Source organism: Bacillus sp. FSL L8-0199 (assembly GCF_038005705.1).
GTDB lineage: Bacteria > Bacillota > Bacilli > Bacillales > Bacillaceae_G > Bacillus_A > Bacillus_A cereus.
This window is the reverse complement of the sequence record NZ_JBBOTS010000001.1, coordinates 3,773,041-3,798,545: the sequence shown is the minus strand read 5'-3', so window position 1 is coordinate 3,798,545 and position 25,505 is coordinate 3,773,041. Positions and strand designations below refer to the sequence as shown.

Here is a 25,505-nt window from a genome sequence, read left to right as displayed (position 1 = left end):
GAAGAGTTATGAAATTACGTGCGAACCGTGTGGGCGAGCAAATGAAAAAAGAATTAGGCGACATTATCAGTCGTAAAATTAAAGACCCACGTATTGGATTTGTTACAGTAACTGATGTACAAGTGAGTGGTGATTTACAAATTGCTAAAGTATATATTTCTGTTTTAGGTGATGAAGAACAGAAAGAAAATACTTTAAAAGGTTTAGCGAAGGCAAAAGGCTTTATTCGTTCAGAAATTGGCCAACGTATTCGTCTTCGTAAAACACCAGAAATTACCTTTGAGTTTGATGAGTCTATCGGATATGGTCATCGAATTGATACACTTTTACATGAAATTAATAAAGACGGTAAACGTGAAGAATAATGGATAGACATTTGTCTATCCATTTTTTCAATGCAAAATAAGTTTTGGATATTTACTACGAGAGAATTATGATGAGGTGAACATATATGGAAGGTGTAGTATTATTACATAAGCCAAAAGGCATGACATCACATGATTGTGTATTTAAATTAAGAAAGATATTGCGAGAAAAGAGAATTGGTCATACGGGAACATTAGACCCTGATGTAACAGGAGTATTACCAATTTGCGTTGGAAGAGCAACGAAAATTGCACAATTTTTAACAAGTGAAACGAAAACATATGAAGGTGAAGTAACATTAGGGTTTTCAACGACAACTGAAGATGCTTCTGGTGAGGTTGTTGAAACGAAAAATGTAGATCGTACTATTACTCGTAAGGAAGTAGAGAAAGTCCTTGCGGAATTAACAGGCACGATTGAACAAATGCCACCAATGTTCTCGGCTGTAAAAGTAAACGGGAAAAAATTATACGAATATGCAAGAGCAGGGCAAGAGGTGGAACGTCCAGTTCGTACAATTACAATTCATGAATTCATATTACTTGATGATCGTGAAGTTTTTGAAGGAGAAAATATTTCATTCCGTTTCCGTGTAACGTGTAGTAAAGGAACATATGTAAGAACGTTAGCTGTAATGATCGGGGAAAAACTTGGTTTCCCATCACATATGTCGCACCTTATAAGAACGGCATCTGGTGAATTTTTATTAGAAGATTGCATATCATTTGAAGAAATTGAAGAAAACGTGCAAAATGGAACAGTAGAGTCTATCTTCATTTCAATTGATGAAGCATTAAGTAAGTTTCCAAAAATGGTTGTAGATGAAAAGCAAGCAGAGAAAATAAAGAATGGTATGTTCTTAAAAAATGAATTAGAAATAACAGCACCATTTATTACAGTGTTTGATAAAAATGATCGTTGCTTAGCAATTTATGAACATCATCCGAAACATCCTGGTATGTTAAAGCCGATGAAAGTACTTGTGAATAATCAAGAACTAAAGCTATAATGAATTATTGGAAGGATTATTACAGAAAAAGGTGAATTCAAGCGTGAAACTTATTCATTTAACTCATCCACATGAACAAAATAAATTAGAATTACCACCTACTGTAATGGCATTAGGATTTTTTGATGGCATTCATTTAGGACATCAATGTGTAATTCGAACTGCGAAAAAAATAGCGGACGACCGAGGATATAAAAGTGCAGTTATGACATTTCATCCTCATCCATCTGTTGTTTTAGGAAAAAAGGATGCGCATGTGGAGTATATTACACCGATGCGCGATAAAGAAAAAATAGTCGAAAGCTTAGGAATCGATATATTATATGTAATTAAATTTGATGAATCATTTGCAGGGTTATTACCGCAACAATTTGTAGATGATTATATTATTGGTTTAAATGTAAAGCATGTAGTAGCAGGGTTTGATTATTCATATGGACGTTTAGGAAAAGGAAAGATGGAGACTTTACCATTTCATGCAAGAGGGGAGTTTACACAGACTGTGATTGAAAAAGTTGAATTTCAAGAAGAGAAAGTAAGTTCTACAGCATTACGAAAGTTAATTCGAAATGGCGAAATGGAGCAAATTCCATCTATTTTAGGTAGAGCCTATACTGTAGCGGGAACAGTTATACACGGCGACAAACGTGGACGTCAAATTGGTTTTCCAACAGCTAATGTAGGTTTAAGTGATGAGTATTTATTGCCACCTGTAGGTGTTTATGCAGTGAGATTAAAAGTTCACGATGAATGGTACGATGGTGTATGTAATATTGGATATAAACCGACTTTTAAAGAAGATGAGCGTCAATTATCAATTGAAGTGCATTTATTTGAATTTAACAAAGATATATACGATCAAAATGTTACAGTAGAGTGGCATATGCGTATAAGAGCAGAAAAGAAATTCAACGGTATTGATGAGTTAGTTGAACAAATCGCAAAAGATAAGAAAACAGCCCAAGAATATTTTGTGAGCGAAAAGAATATACTTGCTTTTTCAAATGAAAAGTAGTATTCTATGTTATGTACTTTATGACAACCATTGCTTGGCATTGCGACTCACCGACGCTTGCTAGGTAATTGGGGGTTTAATTAATAGGAGGTGAAATAGGATGGCTTTAACACAAGAGCGTAAAAATGAAATCATTGCACAATTTAGAACTCATGAGACTGATACTGGTTCTCCAGAGGTTCAAATTGCTGTCCTAACGGAGCAAATTAACACTCTAAACGAGCACTTACGTACTCACAAGAAAGATCATCATTCACGTCGTGGTCTATTAAAGATGGTTGGTAAACGTCGTAACTTACTAACTTACCTTCGTAATAGCGATATCACACGTTACCGTGAATTAATCACAAAGCTTGGCTTACGTCGATAGTCAAAGAAGCGGGAATATTCCCGCTTTTTTGTTAGGTAAAAATATATCTTCTACGCTTTATAGCTTACTTAATTTTAGGCAATACTAGAGGTAGAATATTGTGATATACTATCCATTTACATAGAAGAATTGAATACTTTAAATTGAGAGGGGTACTTAAATGAGTCAAGAAAAGCAAGTCTTCTCGATAGATTTAGCTGGTCGCCAGCTAACAGTTGAAACTGGTCAGCTTGCAAAACAAGCGAACGGAGCAGTATTAGTAAGATATGGCGATACAGCGGTTCTATCTACAGCAACTGCATCAAAAGAAGCAAAAAATGTAGATTTCTTCCCACTTACAGTAAACTATGAAGAGCGTTTATATGCAGTCGGAAAAATTCCTGGCGGTTTCATTAAACGTGAAGGTCGTCCAAGTGAAAAAGCAATTTTGGCAAGTCGTTTAATCGACCGTCCAATCCGTCCACTTTTCGCAGATGGTTTCCGTAACGAAGTACAAGTTGTCAGCATCGTAATGAGTGTTGATCAAGATTGTTCTTCTGAAATGGCAGCTATGCTTGGTTCTTCATTAGCGTTATCGATTTCAGATATTCCATTTGAAGGTCCAATCGCGGGTGCAACAGTTGGTCGTATTAACGGCGAATTCGTTATCAACCCAACAGTAGAACAGCAAGAACAAAGTGATATTCACCTTGTTGTAGCTGGTACGAAAGATGCAATTAACATGGTTGAAGCAGGAGCAGATCAAGTGCCTGAGGAAACAATGTTAGAAGCAATTATGTTTGGTCATGACGAAATTAAACGTCTAATTGCATTCCAAGAAGAGATTGTACAAGCTGTAGGTAAAGAGAAATCAGAAGTGAAACTTTATGAAGTTGACGCTGATCTTAACCAAGCTGTACGTGAAATGGCTGAAGAAGATATGCATTCAGCAATTCAAGTACATGAGAAACATGCACGTGAAGATGCAATTAACGAAGTGAAAAAGCGTGTTATTGAGCATTACGAAGCGCAGGAAGCTGACGCTGATACATTAGGACAAGTAAATGAGATTTTATATAAAATTGTAAAAGAAGAAGTACGTCGTCTTATTACAGTTGAAAAAATCCGCCCAGATGGCCGTAAAGGTGACGAAATCCGTCCATTAGCATCAGAGGTTGGCATTTTATCTCGTACACACGGTTCTGGTTTGTTCACTCGTGGACAAACACAAGCATTAAGTATTTGTACATTAGGTGCATTAGGCGATGTGCAAATTTTAGATGGTCTTGGTGTAGAAGAATCAAAACGCTTTATGCACCATTACAATTTCCCATCATTTAGTGTTGGTGAAACTAGACCAATGCGTGGACCAGGTCGTCGTGAAATCGGTCACGGTGCACTAGGAGAACGCGCACTTGAGCCTGTAATTCCATCTGAAAAAGATTTCCCATACACAGTACGTCTTGTATCTGAAGTTTTAGAATCAAATGGTTCTACTTCACAAGCAAGTATTTGTGGTAGTACTTTAGCAATGATGGATGCTGGTGTTCCACTTAAAGCTCCAGTTGCAGGTATTGCAATGGGTCTAGTTAAAACTGGTGAGCATTACACAATTTTATCTGATATTCAAGGTATGGAAGATCATTTAGGTGATATGGACTTTAAAGTAGCAGGTACAGCACAAGGTGTAACTGCACTACAAATGGACATTAAAATCGATGGTCTATCTCGTGAGATTTTAGAAGAGGCATTACAACAAGCGAAAGTTGGTCGTGTGCACATTCTAAATCATATGTTATCTGTTATTCCAGAGCCACGCACTGAATTATCAGCGTACGCTCCAAAGATTATTACAATGACAATTAATCCAGATAAAATCCGTGACGTTATCGGACCGAGCGGTAAACAAATCAATAAAATTATTGAAGAAACTGGCGTTAAAATTGACATCGAGCAAGATGGCACAGTATTCATTTCTTCAATAAACCAAGAAATGAACGACAAAGCTAAGAAAATTATCGAAGATATCGTTCGCGAAGTACAAGTAGGTGAAATCTACGAAGGAAAAGTGAAACGTGTTGAGAAATTCGGTGCTTTCGTTGAATTATTCAGCGGTAAAGATGGATTAGTTCACATTTCTGAACTTGCACTTGAGCGTGTAGGTAAAGTAGAAGACGTTGTAAAAATCGGTGACGTAATTACGGTTAAAGTTATCGAGATTGACAAGCAAGGTCGTGTTAATCTATCTAGAAAAGTATTGCTAAAAGAAGAGCAAGAAAAAGAAGCTGCTAAAGAAGAAAACAAACAAGAGCAGCAATAAGCGAAAGCCAGTTTAACTGGCTTTTTTTGTTATGTAAAAATATGATTTATATATATTTTTATGTCAGTATAGGTATAGTTTTCATTATAACGCTCAAATTAACAAAGATAAGAAGAAAAATGTTTTTTTATATAGTTAATTTGGGAGGGTTTATATGAAAGTTCGTATATTGGCATACATATGTATATTTTCTTTATATGTCAGTTTAGGCTCTTATTCTGTTTTTGCACAGGATAACTTATATGAAGAAATTCAAAAGCATGCAAAACAATATGAGATTGCACCTCAAAATGCGATGATTGATAAGATATGGAAAGCAACACCAGGATATAATGGAAGACAAGTTGATATGGAAGCATCCTATAACAATATGAAGAAGCTAAAGGAATTTGATCAAAAACACCTTGAATTTAAGGAAGTATCACCGAGTGTCCACTTAGAAGATTTATCACCTGCTCCAATTTATAGGGGGCATCCGAATAAAAAGATGGTGGGATTAACAATAAATGTGGCATGGGGAAACGAGTATTTGCCTCGTATATTAGAAATATTGAAAAAGCATGATGTGAAGGCGACTTTCTTTTTAGAAGGACGTTGGGTGAAAGAAAATTTACGATTTGCAAAAATGATTGTCGATGCAAATCAAGAAGTCGGAAATCATTCTTATACGCACCCTAATATGAAAACGCTATCGTCTGATGAAATACGAGAGCAGTTACAAAAAACAAATCGAATGATTGAAGCTGCTACGAATCAAAAGGTGAGATGGTTTGCCCCGCCGAGTGGAAGTTTTCGGGATGAAGTCGTGAAAATCGCTGATGATTTCCAAATGGGAACGATTATGTGGACTGTCGATACAATCGATTGGAAGCGACCTGAGCCAGATGTACTATTGCAGAGAGTAATGAGAAAAATACACCCAGGTGCTATCGTATTAATGCATCCTACTTCGTCAACGGCAGAAGCATTAGATACAATGATTAAAAAATTGAAGGAACAAGGATATAAAGTAGGGAATATAACAGAATTACTGGATGAAAAACGTGTGGATTAAATACATTTGCATGACATTCATCCTTAAACTTGTTATCATTAAATAATAGCACTTATTTAGAGAAACTGGCAGTAGGAGGAAAGTTTTTGATTAAAAAATATACTTGTAAAAATGGTGTAAGAATAGTTATGGAGAATATACCAACTGTAAGATCGGTTGCGATTGGTATTTGGATCCATGCGGGATCAAGAAATGAAAATGAAAAAAATAACGGGATTTCTCACTTTTTAGAGCATATGTTCTTTAAAGGGACAGAAACACGTAGTGCACGCGAAATTGCAGAATCATTTGATAGTATTGGTGGGCAAGTGAATGCTTTTACTTCAAAAGAGTACACTTGTTACTATGCAAAAGTGCTAGATGAACATGCTAAATATGCTTTAGATGTATTAGCTGACATGTTCTTTAATTCAACATTTGATGAAGAAGAATTGAAAAAAGAGAAGAATGTCGTATGTGAAGAAATTAAAATGTACGAAGATGCTCCAGACGATATTGTGCATGATATGTTAACGAAAGCAACATATGAAACGCATCCGCTTGGATATCCTATTTTAGGAACAGAAGAAACACTTGATACGTTTACAGGTGATACGCTACGCCAATATATTAAGGATCATTATACACCTGAAAATGTAGTTGTTTCAGTTGCAGGAAATATTGATGAAGCCTTCTTACAAACGGTAGAGCAATATTTCGGTAGTTATGAAGGAACAACAAACCGTGAACAAGTACATAGTCCAATTTTCCATTTTAACAAAGTAGCACGTAAAAAGGAAACAGAACAAGCTCATTTATGTTTAGGATATAAAGGCTTACAAATGGGACACGAAGATATTTATAACTTAATTGTATTAAATAACGTTTTAGGCGGTAGTATGAGTAGCCGTTTATTCCAAGAAGTACGTGAGCAACGTGGGTTAGCTTACTCAGTATTTTCTTACCATTCTTCTTATGAAGATACAGGTATGTTAACACTGTATGGTGGAACAGGTAGTCAACAATTAGATACACTGTATGAAACAATGCAAGAAACATTAGAAACATTGAAAAATACAGGTATTACAGAAAAAGAGCTTATTAATAGTAAAGAGCAATTAAAAGGAAACTTAATGTTAAGTTTAGAAAGTACGAATAGTCGTATGAGCCGTAATGGTAAAAATGAATTGCTACTTCGTAAGCATCGTTCACTTGATGAGATTATCGAAAGTGTAAACACTGTAACAAAAGAAAATGTAGATGGGTTAATTCGTAACATGTTTACAGATGAATTCTCTGCAGCATTAATTAGTCCAGATGGAAAACTTCCAAAAGGAATAAAACTATAATCAACTTTTACGATGTATCTGAAAATAACCTTCTCTCTTTTTAAATGAGAGAAGGTTATTTTTTTTATACATATAGAATAGGTACTAATTATAGACAATGCAAATGAAAAATTTAGTAGGGGAGTGGAGTGAGTATGCGATTAAGTGAATTAAGCGGTAAAGAGGTTGTAGATATAGAAAAAGCGGAAAAAATGGGAGCCCTAGGTTATATGGATTTAGAGATTAATGAGAAAGACGGACAAATACAAACACTTATAATACCTGTAGGGAAGTGGGGAGGTTTTAAAAAGGAACCACAAGAAGTAAGAGTGGCATGGAGTCAAATAAAGAAAGTCGGACACGATATGCTTCTTTGTGATAGTATAGATCGTTCAAATTCGGAGTGAAGGATGGCCATTTTGGTCATCTTTTTTTGTATCTACATAGAAACCTGATAAATCATATGTGCATTTGGATTTTCAATCACCATAAACTCGTACATTACATATGATGTGGAGGAAAAAGAAAAAGTAGGCACTTTTCTTATAAATGACAGAAAAAGAAGGTGAATTAGGGAATGTTGACTGAGATGCATATTGCTGTCATAGGAGGAGATGCAAGGCAGCTAGAAGTAATTCGTAAGCTAGTTGAATTGGATGCGAAACTTTCTTTGATAGGTTTTGATCAGTTAGATCATGGTTTCACAGGGGCAGCAAAAGAAAGTATACAAAATTTAGATTTCACTTCTGTAGACGCAATTATTTTGCCGGTTGCCGGTACAAATGCCAAAGGAGAAGTAGATACTATTTTTTCAAATGAAAAAGTTTCAATAACGAAAGAACAAATTGAAAATACACCAGAACACTTTACTATATATTCAGGTATTGGTACACCTTACTTGGAAAATCTCGTATCTACTACGAATCGAAAACTTGTTAAATTATTTGATCGTGATGATGTAGCAATATACAATTCTATTCCAACGGTAGAAGGTACATTAATGATGGTAATTCAACATACCGACTATACAATTCATGGGTCCAATGTAATGGTTCTAGGATTTGGGAGAACAGGAATGAGTGTTGCGAGAGCATTTCAATCATTAGGAGCCCATGTCAAAGTTGGAGCAAGACGATCTGAACATATTGCACGTATTACAGAAATGATGTTTTCTCCTTTTCATATGCAAGACATAGAGAAAGAAGTAGGAAATATCGATATTGTAATTAATACGATTCCGCATCTCGTTGTAACAGCGAATGTTATTGCAAAAATGCCAGCTCATACGTTAGTGATTGATTTAGCTTCTAAACCAGGCGGTACTGACTTTAGATATGCGGAAAAAAGAGGAGTCAAAGCATTGCTAGCACCTGGATTACCAGGTATTGTTGCCCCAAAAACGGCTGGGCAAATTTTAGCAAATGTTCTTTCTCAGTTATTAGCAGCAGATGCAATTGCAAAGGAGGAGGAAAAGAAATGAGTTTGAAGGGGAAACGAATTGGTTTCGGATTTACAGGTTCACATTGTACGTACGAAGAAGTAATGCCTCATTTAGAAAAATTAATTGCTGAGGGAGCAGAAGTACGTCCTGTTGTTTCTTACACTGTTCAATCAACAAATACTAGATTTGGAGAGGGAGCAGAGTGGATTAAGAAGATTGAAGAAATAACAGGTTTTAAAGCAATTAATTCAATCGTTGGTGCAGAACCACTAGGACCTAAAATTCCACTAGATTGTATGGTAATTGCACCACTAACAGGGAATTCTATGAGTAAATTTGCAAATGCAATGACAGACTCTCCAGTATTAATGGCAGCGAAAGCGACGTTAAGAAATGGCAAGCCTGTCGTATTGGCTGTTTCGACGAATGATGCTCTAGGGCTTAATGGAGTAAATCTAATTACACCAACAAGGTGACGACAAAGCATAAACGCTTATATGTCGCCATCTTGAGGGAGCTTAGGGTAAAGCACAAGTTCGAAATCATCGAGCCTTTGCCACTTTTCCTTTTTATAAACAGCCTTTTCTAAAACCGACTTTAGGAGGCTGTTTTTCTTTTTGGGATCATCTGTTTTAAAGTACAAATCAAGAACATGCTCCACTTGAGGTATTGTATCTTTCTTGACTTTTTCCTTCTTAATTTCGGTTTTAATTTCTTTCTTTAAGTTTTCCATAGTGGAAGTAATTTCAGTTATACGGTCAGAAACTACATTCGAGCGTTCTAAAAACATATCGACTGTGTAAACGCCACGTTCTAATAAATCATGTAAATTATTTTTTTGTTTCTGGACATCCACTAATTCTTTTTCAAGCTTGCGTAATGCAGCTTCATTCATTTGAATAACTTGTGTTTCTTTTAATTTGTCATCTTGCTTATGTTTTTCAAAATCAGCTTTATAATTGATGTACCATTCTTTTAATGCCTCGAGTAAACGCTTCTCAATTAATTCAGTGTAACTTGATTTGTTTTCACAGCCACGGTGTTTACAATCCATCATTTCTTTTCGGTTCTTCGGATAACGTTGGACCATGCTATAACCACATTTACTACATTTAATAATGCCAGCTAGAGGATTTTTAATTCCGTTCGTATTGTAAGGAACGTGATATCTTGAGTTTAATTTTTCTTGTACTTGTTCAAATAAACTTTCCGGTATGATTGGCTCATGTTTGCCATCAGCAATAATCCAATCTGATTTATCTTGACGAGCACAACTTCTTTTTACGGCATCAGGCTGTTTTACTTCTTTTCTCTTTTGCCAAGTCACTTTTCCGATGTACACATTGTTTTTTAATATATCCAAGATGCTGTAGGGGTTCCATTCATTACCTAGCTTACTTTTGTAGCCAAGATCATTTAATTTGCTTCGGATTGCGTTAGCGCCCATATCCTCGTTTGCATACCAATCAAATATCATTCTTACAACTGAAGCTTCTTCTGGATTAATCGTTAAAGTACGTTCACGCTTATTTAAGCGATGGATATCATATCCGAATGGTGCATGTGTACCTAGATAATTCCCAGCCTCTACACTGGCGACACGACCTCGTTGCATACGTCGTGTAATAATCTTTAACTCCTTACGAGCCATAAACGCTTCAAATTCGCTATATTCTTCATCCCACTCATCATTAAGGTCATAAGTCTTCCTAGGTGTCATAATCTTCGTATTCGAGCGTTTAAACGTCTCTAAAATGATTCCTTGCTCTTTCATACCACCACGACCTAAACGGTCCATATCCATACAAAGAACAACATCATATTTGTTATCTTCAATTTCTTCAAGCAATGCTAACATCTCAGGTCGTTTCACTAAGCTCTCACCAGAAACAATTTCCTCACGGACGGCTAGAACATTTAAGTTCATTTCCTTTGCTATTTTCAGCAGGGTAGTGCGGTGTTTTGCTAATGTTTCGCCTTCGCCGCGAGCTTCAGCTTCGAGATCGGCACGGGACTTACGTAGGTAGATTGCGGTTTTCATGGTTAGACCTCCTTATATAGTTAATTCATATACGAGAAATGTATATATAAGAAGTAGAAACGGCTATTTGAGGTAGCGAAAGTCATGACATGTTTGATTTAAGAAAGCATTTAAGATTCTTCGTCGTTTTCCGATGCTTTAATATTTCGATGATTGGTCTGCTTTGAAATGGTTAGCAACTAATATGGCAGTACTAACAAATTAGTGGCATACAAATATAGAAAGCACTTCAAGAGGTGACACCATGAGCCAACAAGAAGAATATGCGGCGACTTATGAATTTGGAAAAACGAAAGTCCATGTTGTGGCTCCTGAGCCAAAATCACAAAAGGATATTGATAAAATCCGTCAAGCATATTACAAGGCTGGTTGGGCCATCATCAAAGAGATACAAGTAAAAGCAAACGTTGAGGAATAGTTCCTCTCTTTTTATACGAAAAGTAGACAAGTTACATATGTACTAAGTTCATTGTAACCATTTGAAAACTAAATATGGAGGCGAACAGATATGGGAACAAGCACATACTGCAATTCAGCGATAGGAGAATTATTACAGAATGCCAGAGAATGTTGTGACAATGTTCAGCTGAAAACGAAGAAAGGGCTATCTAAGTACCTTGGTATTACACATGAAAGATTAACCCGTATTGAATCTGGACTTTCTAAACCAGAATTTGAACTTGCGATGGATTGGTGCCATGCAACAGGGGCAAAGTTGAATCAACAAGCAATCAAACATATTTATGGTGTTGGGTTACCTCCTACAGATCCACGCTTAACTCAAGATTTAAATCTACAATTGATGAACTACATTAAACAGGCCGAAGAGGGGATTGCGGCAGCAAAGGAAATCATGAACTTACAAGTTACAACAAGGTCATGGAAGCATGATGAAAAAAAGAAACATGAATATGCAGTTCATGCAAAAGAAATCTTCGATACAATCCAAGCTACTCAATGTGTAGTTCAAGCTCTTGAACAAGTTCATTTTGGCATTATGGAACAAATACAAAGAAGTTGGTTGCAAAAGGCTATGGCGGAGAACGTTATTATTCAATCGGTGGATAGCTTAATGAATTTAACAAAGGTGCTGTAAAGGGGGAAGGAAAATGACAGTAGATTATAAGAAACCTAGTTTAAAAGAATATAAGGAATTAATTCGTTATGATGCAAAACTAACTGGTGAAATTAAAATAGCAGAATTACTTAATGAAGATTCAAAAACAGTTGAGTTAAAGCAAGAGAAGAAATTATTGGGGATTCGAATCAAAATTATAGAGGCATCATTTATTTTGAAGCATAAATGGGTAAATAAAAAAGCTACCGTCTAGACAACAGTAGCTCTGAAAAATATCGTAAAGCAATTATAACATTATATAAATCATTTGGACAAGCCACTGTGCTTGTCGTTATGACCAGAAAGGGATTGTTCCTCCCATACCTCTACAATGTTCCTTTCTGGTTGTAACGATGCGTACAGCATTAATTTAATTAGAAAGGAGATGTAATTTATGAATGATAAAAACAATTATCTTCATGATCTAGTTCTTCCAGGAGATTTCTCATTCGCTAATAAACTTCGTAACTGTATGAGTGAATGTATTTATAACATGTTTAATGCAGAATCAACCGAAGAATCAAATCACTGGGAAGAAGAGCTGGAGCGATGTATAAGGGAATTTAAAATGCTTCGTGATACAAAAGAGGAACATGAGGCGTCTATGAGTTATCGTGTAGTAATTAAAGATTTAAGAGCAAGAGAAGTTAACGCTTCGTTAGTAACACGTAGAAAATAAAAAAGATCTATCACTTGGCAGAGTGATAGACAAACGGTCTTGCAAAGATCTTAGGATTAATTATATCAAATTAGCATTCGTATAACAACGGAGTGTGCTACATGCTTTTAGACAAATCATTACATAGAGTGTTGCTGAATCCTGAAGTGTTTCAAAAAGCAACATCAGAGCAACACCTAATTTACTTAGTAAAACAATATCTCAAAATAGGATACAAGAATTATCGCTTATTACGTGTAGAGGACGGATTCGCGATATGTAAACGGGAGGATGAATAATATGGCAGTTTATAGACCAGTACACGTTTCATTTTGGCAGGATTCATTTGTTTTAGATCTTACACCGGAGGAGAAGTATTTCTACTTATATTTGATGACAAACAGTAAGACGTCTCAATCAGGAATCTATGAGCTTCCACTTCGTATCATTGAAACTGATACAGGATATAACCGTGAAACTGTTATGAAGCTATTAGAACGTTTTGCTGAGTATGGAAAAATTAATTACAACCAAAAAACAAAAGAATTGTTCTTAATCAATTGGTTGAAATTCAATCCAATTAAAAATGTAAACATTGAAAAGTGTGTTTTAAAAGAGATTCAATCTGTGAAGGACCAGGATTTTCTAGTTGATTTCTATGAAACCTGTTTGCAATTAGAAAAAGAGCAAGATTTTAAAATCCCTCGTATTAAGGAGTATTTATCAGTCCGTTTGGAGGGGCTTATTAGGATGCGTTGTAGGTTCGGTTATTACTTGTGGGCTATTCTATTTGGGGTTTAGATCTGAAGAAAGCAAAAAAGCTGACATGCAAAAAAGAATGATAGATGAATCGGTAAAGAAAGAAATGGAGCAACTGAAAGAGATAAAGAATGATGTAAAGTAAGCTCAATAACATCCTGAATATAAACAGAGCGCCTTGGAAGAAAGACGCTCAACGACCAAGAATTGATTGAAAAGATGACCACGATTATATCGTATGTATGTTTTTAGTGTGTGTGTGCAAGTTTAAATAAAATCGTTATTTAATCGTGAAATAAAAAGAGCACTTATAGAAGTGCTCTGGGTAAAATGCCTATCCCTCTTGTTGGTAAGGGGTACAGGGTATTATATGTGATGTTTTTATGAGTGTGAAACATTTCTAATAAAAACGCTATTTTATTAGAAAACATTAAAAAAGGACCCGAAAAGGGGTATGGGTCCTTTTTAATGGAACAATAGAACTCTATGGGATTACCAATACGCTACCATAAAAGGTAATTCATTTCCATAATATAGATATTGAGAAAACTTTATATAAAAACTACATTTTACACAACAAAGCAGTTAGTTTTGTTAACTAACTACTTGTTGTACAAAAGAAAATTAGGCCCTACAAGTAAATGATATGTAACTTTAAGTTACAGCTATAGTATAAGCAGAATTAACAGTATTATGTGGAAATAATAATGATTTAAAAAACTTTCATTTTGTCACAAATAAAAGAGTAGCTAGCCCAGTCTAACTACTCGACACAAAGGTAATGATCTAGATGCATAGATATTATATGCTGAATTATTGACTTTATTCTAGAAGGAGTAAAGATGTCTTTAAGAAAAAGGAGGAGGGACGAAACAAAAGAGCAGATAGCACAAAAGCTAACTGCTCGCCTCTCGACCAAGAGAGCAAGAGTGGAAGAATTTAAAACTACCTTTTAAATTCTTCCATAGTATCGGAAAATACTTAGAATTTTATTCGTGTAAAACATAAAAAGAGCAGCTAACAAAAGCTAACAGCCAAACCCTCGGATATGAAGGGAATAAGAAACTGTATTTATAGGATTGACGAAATATTGATTTTTATTCAGGTAATTACGTTACATGTTTGACGATATAGTCTTTTATTAATAAAAAAGCTACAAGAAGAAACATTACGTCAATCGAGAACCAAAACATATCTTTTTGAGGTTTTTTAAACTCTGATATTATGGAAAACATTAAAAATAAGGCAACGACTATTACAATACAGAGCTTAATTATATCAGACATTTATAGCACTCCTAACATTTAATCTTTTTTATTATATAGCTATTACCAATGTTGAGGAATTTAAAAAGTGTTTTATGAGAATTTAAACAAAATAATCCTTTGTTAATAAAAAGTTACTAAAATATGAAAAGATAATATCATAATCCCAATTACACATTTTGTCCTACTGGAAGAACCAGCGGACACTGAACTGCAAAGAGCATTAATGAGATTGCTCTGTAGTTTAGTGTCCGCTTTTTTATTTGAAAAATAGACAAGGAGCGTTTGTATATATGGATCAATTAACTTTCTTATCTAAAATAGATCGTGCAGCTACTCAATCAAAACTAGAACGATTACTTGAAGAAGTAAGGATTTATAAACAGTTTGGTATGGTTCGGGAAGAAATGAAAGTAACACCTTCATATGAGGTGCGATATCATGGTCCTACAAATACGGTAGTAAATCGATTAGAAGATGTAGCTTTAGAACATTTAAAGCGTAGCGAACGCGAACAGTACCTAAAAGATATGTCATTCCGTATCAATCAGTTTTTAATTCGTTTAGGTAATGGTCGATCGGGAAAGATTCAAAGGGATATTATTAATAAGCGTTATTTAGAAGAAGATGTGTGTGATTATATGATTTATAACGAAATTGGAATGGCTGAACGCACTTATCGCCGTTGGAAGTCTAGAGCGTTTTATAATTTAGCTTTTGCTCTTAGATTAGAAGTATATGAGGCAGAAGAAAATGGAGGTAATGAATAATGAATTTTGTTCAACCAATACGTAATCCAGAGCAAATACAGCAGTTAAAAGAGTATTTTAAGGAAAAGAGCTTACGTAATTACATTCTCTTCATTATGGGTATTAATACAGGTCTTAGAATCTCAGATATTTTGAAATCGAAAGTAGGGGATGTTAAAGGCAGTCATATATCTATGCGGGAAAAGAAAACAGGGAAACAGAAACGAATACAAATTACTGCAGCACTGAAAAGAGAACTTAAATGGTTTATTATAGAAAGACAAGACAATGAGTATTTATTGCAAAGCAGACAAGGTAATAATCGTCCAATTGGTCGTAGCATGGCATATAAGATATTAAGCGGAGCAGCGGCAGAGTTCGGGTTAGATGAAATAGGAACACATACGTTAAGAAAAACATATGGGTATCACATGTACATGCAAACGAAAAACATAGCATTACTCATGGAGATATTCAATCACTCTTCAGAGAAGGTCACATTACGTTATATAGGTGTTAACCAAGATGCAATGGATAAAGAAATGACTAGGTTTAAAATCTAATCATTGCTTATTTCTTTTTTAGTCTAGGGGTATCACAGCATTTTGGAAAAAACGACGTTAAGAGTGTGCAAGATTTTATACAGTTCCAGTAACAAACAGGAACCCTAAAACCTCGCTAGGATAGGAATGTATAAAAAATGCATAGATCCATAGAACAAAAAAAGAAGGTTTCTTGCTACCAATAATGAGACGTTATGTTAACTAAATTTGAATATCGTATACAGACTAAAAACAGAAAAAACTTCCAGTTGTGTAGGTTGTTTTTTCTGTTTTTTTGATGATAGTTGTTAACTGATGTCTCACATTTCAAAAAAAAACAACTCTTTTGTTTGCTTGTCCACACCATTTCACCTCTTTATGAATTATATAGTATTAAAGGAGGTGAAAAGAATGAATGAAGATATTATTTCAATTGGGGCAAATTGTATAGTGAGAATTAGAAACAGATTCTTTCTTCTAGTAGAAATTGAAGTGGAATTTGGAAATGTAGCCATAGAGGAATTTGTTTTTATTCGAATATCTGAGCAAGAAGCTAGAACATTGTTAGCAGGGGGTATTCAACGTTGTACTATTTCTAATTGTATTCCTAGGTCTCATGATGATTTAGAAGTAGAATTCATTTGTGTTTTAATCGTGGGTGGGGAAGCATTTGCGGTTTTTGATGTAGAAGACGATGTTGATGAAGCTGTACTTGTTCCAATTTCATTAAGAGAAGCCGAGCGTTTAATCTGTAGAGGAGCAAGACGATGTACAGTTATTAATAGATAAGAGTAAGCCTTTTGGGAGCTAAAGAGGTTTCATTTTGTGTGGCTTCTTTTAAGAGTGAGTATGTAAATATGAATATCCTCCAGAGTAATTGACTGGAGGATATTTTTGTAGACTTCTAGATGTATTAACTACCAATAATGAGACATGTATGAGATATACAATCAAACAAAATTATTTTCCATTTTTATTTTTATTTTGAAATAGATGCACAATCAAAATTCCACCAACAAATAAGATTGAAAATCCTACAACGATATACAATCTGTTTTTGGGTATTCCTAATATAATTGCAAGATAACTAAAAGAAAAAGCCCATAATGCTAAAACTATGATTTCTAACATCTTCTTTTTTATTAAAAGTTAAGCACCCAAAATCCCCTTGAAAAAGTTGTATCCGGAATATTGTAATAAAATAAAAAAAGACCCTACAAGAGGGTCTTTCATCAGCTAATATTAAGCTTTTTGAACATTAGTAGCTTGTAGGCCACGTTGTCCTTTTTCTACTTCAAACGTTACACGTTGTCCTTCGTCTAAAGATTTGAAACCGTCGATTTGGATAGCTGAGAAATGTACGAATACGTCTTCTCCACCTTCACGCTCGATGAATCCAAAACCTTTTTCTGCATTAAACCATTTTACTTTACCTTGTTCCATAATTGTTGCCTCCTAGTGTGGATACCCACACATATGTTACTACCCTTGCTCAAATACCTTAGACGAAAAACAAAATCTATTCTTAATCTCAAGTCAAACAAAAATAGGTCTTTCTTAAATTAACACACTTTCTAAAAAATAGCAAATTTCAAAAATAAGTTCTTATAGTAATTAGCTACTAATAGTTGTTGCTGGAGAAAAAGTCACTATGATAGTCATCACAGCAAGAAATTGCCAAAGGATCTCAACTATATCATTGGTTTAATTTTTTTCAAACATTCAACAACTGATAAAATTAGCTATTTTCGAGTTGAATTTTACTTTTGATAACGATAATTATGTAAATAAGCTGTCCATATGGGCAGCTTATTTTATTTTTCCGCATAGCGTAGGTTATTTTGCAAAATGCTGGTGGTATCCCTATACAGTTACTCATAATTTTCGTACTATGTAACTCAAAAGAGAAAATTAAATGAAATCAATGATACCAAGGGATTCAGCGAAGAGGTCAGTTACACACAATATAAGATATGGGTAACTTAATAGAGATAGTATTATCTTTATTGTTTTGATGATAGAATATTTAGATAAAGAGAGGTGTTAGTTAATGGAAGAGAAAAAGAAATCTGATGAAGAAGATGGTGTAAAGAAAGCAAAAAATCAAGATTTTGATTTATCTAAAACACTTGAAGGCTCTGAATTAGCTAATGTAATAGCAGAATTACAAAAAAACGTTTATGAACAAATAAGACCAGTGCTAGAAGCAAGTCAGAAAATGTATGAACAGATACAACCAGAATTGTATGGAATGGCTGATGCAATAGCAGAATCACAAAAAAAAGCTTATGAACAAATAAGACCAGTGTTAGAAGCAAGACAAAACATGTATGAACAGATACAACCAGAATTGTATGGAATGGCTAATGCAATAGCAGAATCGCAAAAAAAAGCTTATGAACAAATAAGACCAGTGCTAGAAGCACAAAGGAAGTTGGCTGAGCAAATTCAACCAATTATAGAAGTGTATAACAATATTGATTGGGATTCTATACGTGAGGCAATAGCAGAGCAAATCAAAGAAATAGAAAGCATACTAATTGAACATGAAAAGAATTTTTGGTGCTTAGATATAGATATTATGTCTAATATATTGGATGGCGAAATAACAACTGAGGATTTAACGGAATATATAGATGCAAATCTTGAATCGTATATAGCAGAAATAGTTCAAGATCCTATATATGAACTTCATGCAACTTTAATTGAAGAAACTTATGAAGTGTATAAAGGTGGATTTTATAAATTATGCACAATGCCGCTTTTTGCAGCATTTGAGCACATTTTTACATTGTGGTACATGGGGAAAATAAAAAAGGATGAGGTATCAGTTAATCATAAACCAAACGTGAAGAGACTATATCATAAAATAAAACCTGAAAATTATAACGATGATAATGATGTAGAAAAAGAAGAATTGAATACAATTTTTGCACTATCTGTACTTAGGACGTATAAAAACACATTTGTTAGAATACCAGATGACTTATGTCGAAATCTTAATCGTAATTCAATTGCACATGGGTATCATGATTACGATTCTATTACTAAGACAGAGGTACTTAAATTGTTTCAACTACTTAAATCTGCTCTGATATTAAAGTCGTTTGACTCAAATAGAGTGGCAGAGTTGTGACCGTTTTTTGGCAGGAAATGTGCCGATTGTTTTGGAATCAGCGTGATATATTTGTATTGTGAGAAGTGGCGGAAAACACAACTCATAAAAATTCCTTTTATATTCTTTATGTTGTCTAAACGGTTTTATAATGACGGCACATAAAATCCGAAACCAGCAGATGGTACTGATTGAATGTTACTGTTATTAAGGAGAGCTTTTGCTCTTCTTCTAGTTACTTAATAATGAGCAAGTAGATTGATGTAGCGTTAGGGGATTGGAAGAAGAATAAAACCTCATGTATCGTAATTGAGTTATAAATTAATACTTATTAAAAAAGCAAACATATAGTTGCTTTTTTAGTTTGGAGAAGTAATTAAAGATGAAAATATCACTTTAATTTATAAAGCTATAGTGTGTGAGTTTCTCGTTAAGTTGAGGTTTAGTGGAGAGATGATATATTGAAATAAATAGTCATTTCTTATAATCTTAATATAGACTTATAAAGAGAGAGGGAATTTAATGATATGAGTGAATTAGAGAAGAGTAATTTCATACAAAAGGTTATTATGGGGAATGGAATAATAATATTATTGTTACTTTTAATGGGAATGATAGCTATTTTTGTTACAGGATATACGACTAATGGGAAAGTACTTATTGATCAGATTTCTTTCGCTTCTAGCCTTGCTTCGATATTATTAGCAATAATGGCTATGGTTTATGCGTTTTTTCAGGCAAAAGAATCATCACAGCAAAGTCTCCAAGTAAACAGTAGCTTAGAAAAAATTGATGGGAAAATTATTGAATTAGTGACAATTAAGGATGAAATTTCTTCATTAAGAAGTATTCTTGAAGAACAGTCAGAATGGATTAATAATTCAACTGAAGAACTAGAAAATATAGTGATAGATTTTAAAGGAACAACAGAGAAAAATCCAAAAGAAAATAAGGATGAACTTCAACGTAAAATTGAAGATATTGAAGCAAAACTGAATAAAATTCAAGAAAATAAGAAAAAAACAGAGGGACTTATTAATCCTCTTTTATTAGGAGAAAATATTCAGCTAAACGGTAACATTTCCAATGATCAAGATAAACTTCGTAATGAATCAATTAAGAGAATGCTCTATGGTCAAAATTAGAAAAAGCATCCATTCGGGTGCTTTTTCTAATTTTGAAGGAGGATGAAGGATGGATCTAACCAAATTAACTGAACGGGAACGAGTGTTTGTAATTGGTGCATTTATGATGATGGTCGGGCAGGATATTGTGAACGAATTGATAAAAAGAAAATAAAGAGTGTAATTCCAGTCTTTAGTACAATGGAAGACAACACAATGCTAAAGCAAAGAAGAGAAGCGATGATTAGTTTGCTCGATAAAACAATGGAGGAGTTCTTAGTAACGGATGAATGATGAAAGAATATAAAACCAAACAACAGAAGCGTAAGTTCTATGACAGTGGTGAGTGGAAGAGTATACGTGAGCAAGTAAAGAAGCGTGATAACTATGAGTGCCAGGAATGTAAACGAAACGGTCGATTACAAACAGACACCAATGAATACAGTGAGAGTGCAAAGCGTAAGAAGATACAGTTGGTTGTCCATCATATCAAAGAGCTTGAACATCATCCAGAACTTGCATTAGAAATAGATAACTTAGAAACAGTCTGTGTGGATTGTCATAATAAAGAACATGGCAGAGTATTTGTAAAAAAGATAAACAAATGGGAAAACGATGAAAAGTGGTAAAAATGATTCGGTAATAACACCCCCCCTTAAAATATTTCATCAAAAATTGCTCTAAGGGGCACCGGAGGAGGGGGTCGTTTTTCCAGATTTTTGAGCAGTATCGCATAGGACCCCTACCCAACATAAAAATATGATTGAATCGAGGTGATATTATGGCGGACATAGATGAACGTGAGGTGCTAGTTAACAAAGAAAAAAATCGTTTAAAAAGATTATTTAAAGACATCCCACCTAGTAAGTTGAAAGTGGTTGAGGGGTTAATTATTCAGGCAGCAAGACTACGAGTTTTATTAAATGAGATGTGGATAGATATATCTGAGAATGGTGACTATGAAATGTTCTCACAATCTGATAAAACAGAGCCGTATGAAAGAGAGCGACCTGTTGCCCGATTATATAATACCCGCGATCAATCATATCAAAGAGTCATTAAACAACTAACAGATTTATTGCCAGAAGGAAGTAATAAAAAAGAAATTAAGAAGTATTCGGCAAGTGATTTAATATGATTTCCCATAAGTATGTAAGTGAATATATAGAATTATATGAAACAGGAACAGTAGTATTAAATAAGGAACGTATCATGCTTATTCATTATTTAAAGCAAGATATATTAACCCGTAATGATTTACATTTTGATGTGGATTTAATTCATAAATGTGTAACTTTCATAGAAAAGTGGCATTTCAAATTAAATTCCTTTCAGAAATTTTTAATAGCATTTGTGTTTTTGTTTGATGAATATGAGGATGTTTATTTTGATCAACACTTCTGGATGATGGCAAGGGGTGCTGGTAAAAACGGATTGATTAGTGCGTTGACACACTTCTTTATTAGCGAATTGCACGGTATTGAGCATTACAACGTATCAGTAGTTAAACCGAAAGCATCCGTGCAATATAAAGAACACGATTTAAAAGGAAAAACTTACTACATTACGACTTATAACGTCTATATTTCTATAAAATAAAAAAAGGCCAGCTTATAGGCTGGCTCTTTTTTATGGATGATATACTCCCTGAGCGTAATGATAAACTGTTTTTTCATTTGCTTTTGAAATCGGATTAGTTTTGTTAGGACCATTGTAATAACCAAGAGTCACAATATCGTAGTAGTGTGTTGATCTTGAAGCCCAGAAAGAATAATTCCCCTTACCACTAGGCATTTCCACTGAACCTTCAAATGCGCCATTTGCTCCTACAGTACATAAAATATCTTTTTTAGCAAAATTTAGTGCGCCATCGAAGTAAATGTAAAAAGTTGTACCAGCAGGTACTGCTTGTCCATTTGCGTCATATGCATATCCTTTGAATGTTGTGTTTTTATATGCATAAACTCGATACTTTTTACCTTGCCCATAGTCGATATACTCATTGTTTCCGATGTTAGTAATTTGCACTTTGTCGACAAGTGGCGTGTTTTCAGCTGCACTTGCATTATTGCTTGGTAAAATAAAGCCAAATACTACTAATCCAATTAGCATAAGTGAAGTTAAAATTTTCTTCATAATCACATCTCCTATAATGGTTTTTACACCCTAAATTTTACAGGGGTTAAATGTAAAATACAACATTTATATATATTGTATTAATATGCAATGTTGCATATTAATAATGAGGCCACATATAAATTACACAATAGCAAAGGGATACTATGTAACGGCAAGTGAAGTCTATGCATAGACTAAATATTTCATAGAAAAGAATAGTTTTATGAACAAAATTATTATCTGGTTCTATATGTAGATAATTATATATTGATTTTCATCTTTATAAATGTTAGGGTAAATATACACCGTTTCTTATTTATCTATGAGTACTGTCTGTAGAACGAATAGAATAATTTGAAAAAAATCCCCTTTTGCACCTATATGCAGAAGGGGATTTTAATATTTATGAGATTTAAAATTTACTTTTAGATAATGCTTTAAGTACGGGCTTTACAATTAAACCTATTAAACGAAAGCCTTTAAATATAGAGCGTACAACTTTCAAGGAATGTTCCTCCTAGTTGATGTTAATAAATGTATCATTATATAAAAAATAGAGATATAAAAATTTTTCTTCCATTTATCTTGTTCTTTTAAATTCTTCTTTCTTTGCCCTTAGAATCTAGCAAAATAGCATAAAAATTAATTAAAAAAGACAATTATTCTATTTATAAAACTATTCACTAAATTATTACCTTGATTAATCTTTAGAATCCTCATCGCTCATAATATATTCGATATCTTCATCTGTAAATTCATTGCCTTTAAATACTGGATGCCCATTTGGATCGAGCATACCCATTACTTTTTTATCTCTATCAGACACAATTAGTGTATAGTCCTCCATAAGAAAAGGGTTTTTTGGTAAATCCACTAATATTCTCCAAGCTGGTCTTATATCATCATTGTTTCTATTTTCTTTCACAATTTTAAATGTATAAGCCTCATCAAAGAAAAGCTGGTTGATATCTTCATTAACTACTCCATCTAATTTATTTTTCTTATGATAATGTTTAGCAATTTCTATTGCTTCCTGAGGCTTTAACATTACATCTACAGTAATTTCATTTATTTTCCTATAATGTCTTGAAAAATCTTCTTGCTTTAATTTTATATAATTTTGAAATTCTTCAGTAGACAATTGTTTAAACTCTTCATCAGACATATTTTTATACTTATCTAAAGACATATAAAATTCTCCTTTTATTTATATTTCAATCTTAATCTTTCGATATATTCTATTGAATGGTCAATAGAAGCTTTATCAAATAAATGTTTATTTTTCATTACTTGTTCAAATACATATTCTTCTCTTTCTAACCTACTAAGATTCATATATTGCTCTTTTCCTATATCTAACCACTGCTCTGCATGAAAACCCTCATGATGCATATTTATGACGGATGGTTTTTTCTTTAAATATATATCTCCATTAACAAAATCAAACGCTGCTTCTACATTGTTTGGAAGAATTGTTCCTTTTTTATCTATATTAACTTTTATACCTAATTCTCCCCATTCCTTTTTATACGCTCGAATTTCCTTTCTAGTAGCTAAAGTTTCTCCAATTTCATTGGTTTGAATATTTACTTTTCTAAAATCCAAGTCAGCTCCGCTTGTTGCCTTATTAACTTCAGCTGTACTTTCAGCAAACTGATGAGTCAATAATTTTTCTTTAGATTGTTTAAGGGCATTGCTATCTGAGAAAGAGTCTACAATATTTCTTCCTGTATAAGCAAATTGATTTTTTGGTATTAGAATATTATTCAACATGTCAACGCTTTGCTTATACTTATCTAAAGTTATTACGTTTTTAGTGCCGTGTATAAAATTTACACTTTCACTAAGTTTTGAGGTTTTGCCTAACGTTGAAACTTTATCTACACCTTTTGTTCCTACGAATAATTCAGCGATTGCTAATTTAACTTGCATCTCTACATTTCCATACCATTTAGCTCTGCTATTCCAATCTCCATTTACAACATCTTGATTCCACGAATCAGAAATAGCTTGTTCTACAGCAGCAAATGTTTCGTCGATATGAGAAAGAGCATACACAGCACCCTCAACACTATCTATTGGATGTAAAATTGTGTTTAATATTCCTTTAAGTTCATCTAACACCGCTTCATTCTGCCCTTTTTTGTAATTATAATATTGCCCGATAATAGGAGTGTTTTCTATCTGTCGAATAAACTTTTCGTACAAATGATCTATCGCTTCTACGTTATTTTCAACAGTATCTTTAAATTTATCGAACAACGATTCTTCTATAATATTACTTCCTTCAGAATGACGTTTTTTTTCTTCTGTAATCGCTTGGATAGAAGTTATCCACTCCATATTCAACCCTTGCGTACTAAATGTACCACTTGCAGGACTAAAGCCTTTTCCACTTTGAACTTCCGCTAAACCCATCGCAATGCTAGCGGCTAGTTGGAGTGCAGTATCATAATTATTACTAGAAGTATAATTAAATTCATATAGATGTTCTAATTTTTCTTGCAGTTTTTTCCTCATGACAGTAAAAAGATTCGCCATAGCGTCCATACCCGGGAGTGGCACAGCTTGATTGATGGCTTCTATACTTGTTTTCATTCGGTCAATTTCTCGAATTTGTTCTAGTAACTCTTGTTCAACGACATCCGTGGAAGCGACTTGTGATTGGAATTGACTTGGAAAAGCATCATTCTGACGAATTAACTCTTCACACAGATAAATGATTCCTTGTGCTAAAGGACGAAAGGTTTGTACAAAAAATGATTTTGCACTGCTATATGTTTGCCCTTGTAACACAGTATCCATTGCAAAAGCGTCAATCGACTGAATCGCTTGTTCCATACCTTGAATGGTAGCCGTACATACAGCATTCATACTTTGTGTTTGGGCATGTACTTCCCCTAAATACATATTTAAACTCAAAAATCTCCCCCCTTTTATGCGAACAAGTAAATCATACCAATTAAAGGATATATATGTAAATATGCTACTGTAGTAAACTCAATATCAAAGTAGAACTTTTCCATTTAATTACTAAAGTACCGTCTAATTCGTTTATGGGTACCTGTGAAGAATATGATATACAAAATAAATTTACAGGATTTGAAATGAATATATAATAGAAGAAAAAAGAAATGTTTATATTGTTGCTACCAT

General features: G+C 33.9%; 26 protein-coding genes and 4 pseudogenes. 25 read left to right on the top strand and 5 right to left on the bottom strand.

Annotated features, from left to right (window positions below; genetic code table 11):
• Window positions 1-8 precede the first annotated feature (8 nt).
• The 10 genes and pseudogenes from rbfA to dpaB form a co-directional block, all read left to right on the top strand.
• Window positions 9-365 (top strand): 30S ribosome-binding factor RbfA, encoded by a 357-nt coding sequence (gene rbfA, locus NST86_RS19370; RefSeq protein WP_000776437.1) that lies wholly within the window; start codon window positions 9-11, stop codon window positions 363-365.
• A gap of 86 nt (window positions 366-451) precedes the next feature.
• Window positions 452-1,375: a tRNA pseudouridine(55) synthase TruB gene (gene truB / locus NST86_RS19365; RefSeq protein WP_000399348.1), complete on the top strand. Its 924-nt coding sequence runs from the start codon at window positions 452-454 to the stop codon at window positions 1,373-1,375.
• Between the two features lie 43 nt (window positions 1,376-1,418).
• Window positions 1,419-2,390, top strand: coding sequence for a bifunctional riboflavin kinase/FAD synthetase (gene ribF / locus NST86_RS19360; RefSeq protein WP_000766702.1), 972 nt, complete (start codon window positions 1,419-1,421; stop codon window positions 2,388-2,390).
• 100 nt (window positions 2,391-2,490) lie between these two features.
• A complete protein-coding gene (gene rpsO, locus NST86_RS19355; RefSeq protein WP_001229392.1) occupies window positions 2,491-2,760 on the top strand; it encodes a 30S ribosomal protein S15 in 270 nt (89 codons plus the stop codon).
• 160 nt (window positions 2,761-2,920) lie between these two features.
• Window positions 2,921-5,059 (top strand): polyribonucleotide nucleotidyltransferase, encoded by a 2,139-nt coding sequence (gene pnp / locus NST86_RS19350; protein WP_000076737.1) that lies wholly within the window; start codon window positions 2,921-2,923, stop codon window positions 5,057-5,059.
• 154 nt (window positions 5,060-5,213) lie between these two features.
• Window positions 5,214-6,113: a polysaccharide deacetylase family protein gene (locus NST86_RS19345; protein WP_000868232.1), complete on the top strand. Its 900-nt coding sequence runs from the start codon at window positions 5,214-5,216 to the stop codon at window positions 6,111-6,113.
• Between the two features lie 86 nt (window positions 6,114-6,199).
• Window positions 6,200-7,441, top strand: a complete 1,242-nt coding sequence (locus NST86_RS19340; RefSeq protein ID WP_000592989.1) for a M16 family metallopeptidase — start codon at window positions 6,200-6,202, stop codon at window positions 7,439-7,441.
• 134 nt (window positions 7,442-7,575) lie between these two features.
• Window positions 7,576-7,827 carry a YlmC/YmxH family sporulation protein gene (locus tag NST86_RS19335; protein ID WP_001239756.1) on the top strand — a complete coding sequence of 84 codons (252 nt, stop codon included), beginning with the start codon at window positions 7,576-7,578 and terminating at the stop codon, window positions 7,825-7,827.
• Between the two features lie 170 nt (window positions 7,828-7,997).
• Window positions 7,998-8,900, top strand: coding sequence for a dipicolinic acid synthetase subunit A (dpaA, locus tag NST86_RS19330; protein WP_000954735.1), 903 nt, complete (start codon window positions 7,998-8,000; stop codon window positions 8,898-8,900).
• Window positions 8,897-9,322 (top strand): annotated as a pseudogene (gene dpaB, locus NST86_RS19325) (dipicolinate synthase subunit B); the annotation flags it as partial. The gene dpaA and the pseudogene dpaB, both read left to right, overlap by 4 nt.
• A 32-nt stretch (window positions 9,323-9,354) precedes the next feature.
• On the opposite strand, the gene NST86_RS19320 reads toward dpaB, so the two are convergent.
• On the bottom strand, window positions 9,355-10,902 hold the full coding sequence (locus NST86_RS19320; RefSeq protein WP_227593084.1) for a recombinase family protein: 1,548 nt from the start codon (window positions 10,900-10,902) through the stop codon (window positions 9,355-9,357).
• Between the two features lie 244 nt (window positions 10,903-11,146).
• Here NST86_RS19320 and NST86_RS19315 point away from each other — a divergent pair, with 244 nt between their 5' ends.
• From NST86_RS19315 to NST86_RS19270, 9 genes and pseudogenes are all read left to right on the top strand, one after another.
• On the top strand, window positions 11,147-11,320 hold the full coding sequence (locus NST86_RS19315; protein ID WP_000082592.1) for a hypothetical protein: 174 nt from the start codon (window positions 11,147-11,149) through the stop codon (window positions 11,318-11,320).
• 90 nt (window positions 11,321-11,410) lie between these two features.
• Window positions 11,411-11,998 (top strand): hypothetical protein, encoded by a 588-nt coding sequence (locus NST86_RS19310; protein WP_016118539.1) that lies wholly within the window; start codon window positions 11,411-11,413, stop codon window positions 11,996-11,998.
• Window positions 11,999-12,011: 13 nt separating this feature from the next.
• On the top strand, window positions 12,012-12,233 hold the full coding sequence (locus tag NST86_RS19305) for a hypothetical protein (protein WP_016118538.1): 222 nt from the start codon (window positions 12,012-12,014) through the stop codon (window positions 12,231-12,233).
• Window positions 12,234-12,413: 180 nt separating this feature from the next.
• Window positions 12,414-12,698 carry a hypothetical protein gene (locus tag NST86_RS19300; protein ID WP_016118537.1) on the top strand — a complete coding sequence of 95 codons (285 nt, stop codon included), beginning with the start codon at window positions 12,414-12,416 and terminating at the stop codon, window positions 12,696-12,698.
• A gap of 101 nt (window positions 12,699-12,799) precedes the next feature.
• Entirely contained in the window at window positions 12,800-12,976 is a 177-nt protein-coding gene (locus tag NST86_RS19295; protein WP_170964273.1) for a hypothetical protein, read from the top strand.
• Window position 12,977: 1 nt separating this feature from the next.
• Window positions 12,978-13,427: pseudogene (locus tag NST86_RS19290) on the top strand (DnaD domain-containing protein); the annotation flags it as partial.
• Between the two features lie 1,567 nt (window positions 13,428-14,994).
• Entirely contained in the window at window positions 14,995-15,471 is a 477-nt protein-coding gene (locus tag NST86_RS19280) for an ArpU family phage packaging/lysis transcriptional regulator (protein ID WP_016118533.1), read from the top strand.
• Complete coding sequence (locus NST86_RS19275; protein ID WP_016118532.1) at window positions 15,471-16,013, top strand: site-specific integrase; 543 nt, start codon at window positions 15,471-15,473, stop codon at window positions 16,011-16,013. The genes NST86_RS19280 and NST86_RS19275 overlap by 1 nt, the downstream gene beginning before the upstream one ends.
• Before the next feature lie 390 nt (window positions 16,014-16,403).
• Window positions 16,404-16,781 (top strand): hypothetical protein, encoded by a 378-nt coding sequence (locus tag NST86_RS19270; protein WP_001001282.1) that lies wholly within the window; start codon window positions 16,404-16,406, stop codon window positions 16,779-16,781.
• A gap of 453 nt (window positions 16,782-17,234) precedes the next feature.
• Here the strand turns inward: NST86_RS19270 and NST86_RS19265 are convergent, their stop codons facing one another.
• On the bottom strand, window positions 17,235-17,435 hold the full coding sequence (locus NST86_RS19265) for a cold-shock protein (RefSeq protein WP_016118531.1): 201 nt from the start codon (window positions 17,433-17,435) through the stop codon (window positions 17,235-17,237).
• Between the two features lie 607 nt (window positions 17,436-18,042).
• Here NST86_RS19265 and NST86_RS19260 point away from each other — a divergent pair.
• From NST86_RS19260 to NST86_RS19235, 6 genes and pseudogenes are all read left to right on the top strand, one after another.
• The gene (locus tag NST86_RS19260; protein WP_016118530.1) at window positions 18,043-19,128 is read left to right on the top strand and encodes a hypothetical protein; all 1,086 of its coding nucleotides are present in this window, start codon (window positions 18,043-18,045) and stop codon (window positions 19,126-19,128) included.
• Between the two features lie 506 nt (window positions 19,129-19,634).
• A complete protein-coding gene (locus tag NST86_RS19255) occupies window positions 19,635-20,252 on the top strand; it encodes a hypothetical protein (RefSeq protein ID WP_016118529.1) in 618 nt (205 codons plus the stop codon).
• A 49-nt stretch (window positions 20,253-20,301) separates the two neighbouring features.
• Window positions 20,302-20,525, top strand: a pseudogene (locus tag NST86_RS19250) (hypothetical protein).
• Window positions 20,525-20,860, top strand: a complete 336-nt coding sequence (locus NST86_RS19245; protein WP_016118528.1) for an HNH endonuclease — start codon at window positions 20,525-20,527, stop codon at window positions 20,858-20,860. Before NST86_RS19250 ends, NST86_RS19245 begins: the two are co-directional and overlap by 1 nt.
• A 152-nt stretch (window positions 20,861-21,012) precedes the next feature.
• The gene (locus NST86_RS19240; RefSeq protein ID WP_000763335.1) at window positions 21,013-21,369 is read left to right on the top strand and encodes a hypothetical protein; all 357 of its coding nucleotides are present in this window, start codon (window positions 21,013-21,015) and stop codon (window positions 21,367-21,369) included.
• Window positions 21,366-21,737 (top strand): annotated as a pseudogene (locus NST86_RS19235) (terminase large subunit); the annotation flags it as partial. The gene NST86_RS19240 and the pseudogene NST86_RS19235, both read left to right, overlap by 4 nt.
• Window positions 21,738-21,860: 123 nt before the next feature.
• Here NST86_RS19235 and NST86_RS19230 read toward each other — a convergent pair.
• The 3 genes from NST86_RS19230 to NST86_RS19220 form a co-directional block, all read right to left on the bottom strand.
• On the bottom strand, window positions 21,861-22,367 hold the full coding sequence (locus NST86_RS19230; protein ID WP_016118526.1) for a hypothetical protein: 507 nt from the start codon (window positions 22,365-22,367) through the stop codon (window positions 21,861-21,863).
• A 682-nt stretch (window positions 22,368-23,049) separates the two neighbouring features.
• Window positions 23,050-23,538, bottom strand: a complete 489-nt coding sequence (locus tag NST86_RS19225; RefSeq protein WP_000050864.1) for a hypothetical protein — start codon at window positions 23,536-23,538, stop codon at window positions 23,050-23,052.
• Between the two features lie 14 nt (window positions 23,539-23,552).
• Window positions 23,553-25,271, bottom strand: coding sequence for a zincin-like metallopeptidase toxin domain-containing protein (locus tag NST86_RS19220; RefSeq protein ID WP_193533113.1), 1,719 nt, complete (start codon window positions 25,269-25,271; stop codon window positions 23,553-23,555).
• Window positions 25,272-25,505 lie beyond the last annotated feature (234 nt).